This window comes from Mesorhizobium sp. M1A.F.Ca.IN.020.06.1.1, assembly GCF_004023265.1.
Taxonomy (GTDB): domain Bacteria; phylum Pseudomonadota; class Alphaproteobacteria; order Rhizobiales; family Rhizobiaceae; genus Mesorhizobium.
The window spans coordinates 1-2,297 of sequence record NZ_RZSR01000947.1 but is presented as its reverse complement, the minus strand read 5'-3'; the positions used below and the strand labels follow the sequence as shown (position 1 = coordinate 2,297).

Here is a 2,297-nt window from a genome sequence, read left to right as displayed (position 1 = left end):
CGACGGCTCTTCGACCGAAGCATCGGCCTCGAAGATGCGGCCGAAGAGACGCCTGCCCCCGATCAGCAGCACGGCCGCCAGCGCCAGCGCCATCAGCGTCGCCGCAAGCATCGCCTGGAACTTGAACTTCAATGCGAAGGTGAGCCAGGACGCCACCGCCTTGTAGAGGCCGGTGAACTGGTCGTGCGCGTCGGAAAAGGCCTGCGGGCTCAGCGCATCGCTCAACTCGTAGCGTTTCGTCAGAACGCTGCGGAAAAGCTGACTGCGTAGCGTGGCGATCCTGTCGACCAGCCCGCTGATGCGGATGGACAGGTTCTGCGCGCCGGCGACCACGGCGTTGATCTCGGCCTTCTCGGCCGTAAGCGCCGCGCGCTCGTTGGCGACGATCGCCGGCTCCGGCGGCTGCCCCTGGGCCGGCGGCGGCCCCAATACCTGGATGCGCGCATTGATGTCGTTGAGGCGCGATCGGAACGCGAGCGCGCTGTTCAGCGCTGCCCGTGAAATATCCTCGAGCTGCAAGCGGATATCGACAAGGCCGGCATCGTCCTGGTCTGGGGCGCTTAACTTCTTCTCCAGTCCGTCGGTCTTGGCCGTCAGATCCTGGATGGCCTTGGTCTGGTCGGCGATGAGCTGCGTGGAGCCCTGGCCGATCGCCTGCGCCATCGCGCCGGGCGAGGGCTGCGCCGCGACGGCGACAATGGCGATCAGGATCAGGCGGAGCAGTCGGAAAATCATGACGTGACGGGCGACTCACGGCCGAAAAATCTTCGAAAATCCTGCCCTTGATAAAGACCGGCCTATCAGGCGGCAAGACGTCTCCATCCGCGGGCCTCGGCGCGGATCGAAGTCGGCCTGTCGAAAAGCGATGGCGCAATCTTGGCTTTGCGCTTCTCGCCTGCTCTATAGTCTGCCGGCTCGCACCAAAAGGACGACAGGAAGAATGGCGGAATACTCAGCCTTTTCGCTGCTCAAGAACGCGCTCAACGGCAACCAGGACTGGAAACCGGCCTGGCGCAAGCCGGACCCCAAGGCGTCCTATGATGTGATCGTCATCGGTGGCGGCGGCCATGGGCTCTCGACCGCCTATTACCTCGCCAAGGAGCACGGCATCACCAATGTCGCTGTGCTGGAAAAAGGCTGGCTGGGCTCGGGCAATGTCGGGCGCAACACCACGGCGGTGCGCTCCAACTATCTTTTGCCGCAGAACACCCGCTTCTACGAACATTCGATGAAGCTGTGGGAGAACCTGTCGCATGACCTCAACTACAACGTCATGTTCTCGCAGCGGGGCTGCCTGAACCTCGCGCACACGCCGGCTCAGGTCGACGACTACGCAAGGCGCGGCAATGCCATGCGCCATCTCGGCGTCGACGCCGAACTGATGAGCGTCAAAGAGATCAAGCGCCTTGTTCCGGCCCTGAACGTTTCGGGCTCGGCGCGATTTCCAATCCTTGGCGGGCTGATGCAGCCGCGTGCCGGAACCGCGCGCCACGACGCCGTCGCCTGGGGCTATGCGCGCGGCGCCGACCGGCGCGGCGTCGACATCATCGAGAATTGCGAGGTCACCGGCTTCCTGCGCGACGGCGACCGCATCACCGGTGTGACGACGACGCGCGGCGATATCCGCGCCAAGAAGGTGGCGCTTGCGGTGGCCGGCAGCACCGGCCAAGTCATGCAGCTTGCCGGCATTTCGCATATGCCGATCGAAAGCCACGTTCTGCAGGCCTTCGTCTCGGAATCGCTGAAGCCGATCATCGGCACCGTTCTCACCTTCGGCATGGGCCACTTCTACATCTCGCAATCCGACAAGGGCGGCCTCGTCTATGGCGGGGACCTCGACGGCTACAACAGCTATGCCCAGCGCGGCAGCCTGCCCGTCGTCGACGAGGTGATGAGCGAGATGCTGGCACTCTTCCCGGGCCTGGCGCGGGTGCGCATGCTGCGCTCCTGGGGCGGGCTTTGTGACATGACGATGGACGGTTCGCCGATCATCACCACCGGCCCGCTGCCCGGCATGTATCTCAATTGCGGCTGGTGTTATGGCGGCTTCAAGGCAACGCCAGCCTCAGGATGGTGCTTTGCCTGGACCATCGCCAAGGACGAGCCGCACGAGTTCAACGCGCCCTTCACGCTCGACCGTTTCTATCGCGGCCTCATCATCGACGACAAAGGCCAGGGCGCGACGCCGCGGCTGCATTAGGTTTCGAATCATATGCTGATCACTTGTCCCTATTGCGGCCCGCGCGATGTCATTGAGTTCACCTACCAGGGCGACGGCAACCGCGAGCGGCCGCAAT

The 2,297-nt window shown here is 63.9% G+C and carries 2 protein-coding genes and 1 pseudogene; 2 read left to right on the top strand and 1 reads right to left on the bottom strand.

The features are described 5' to 3' along the window. Positions 1 to 735 (bottom strand): annotated as a pseudogene (locus EOA60_RS29400) (mechanosensitive ion channel family protein); the annotation flags it as partial. Positions 736 to 940: 205 nt separating this feature from the next. Here EOA60_RS29400 and EOA60_RS29395 point away from each other — a divergent pair. Together EOA60_RS29395 and EOA60_RS29390 are read left to right on the top strand one after the other, a co-directional pair. Beyond that, positions 941 to 2,200 (top strand): sarcosine oxidase subunit beta, encoded by a 1,260-nt coding sequence (locus EOA60_RS29395; protein WP_095825686.1) that lies wholly within the window; start codon positions 941 to 943, stop codon positions 2,198 to 2,200. A 12-nt stretch (positions 2,201 to 2,212) separates the two neighbouring features. Then, positions 2,213 to 2,297: sarcosine oxidase subunit delta (locus tag EOA60_RS29390; protein WP_206628311.1), on the top strand; the 85-nt coding region annotated here is incomplete at its 3' end.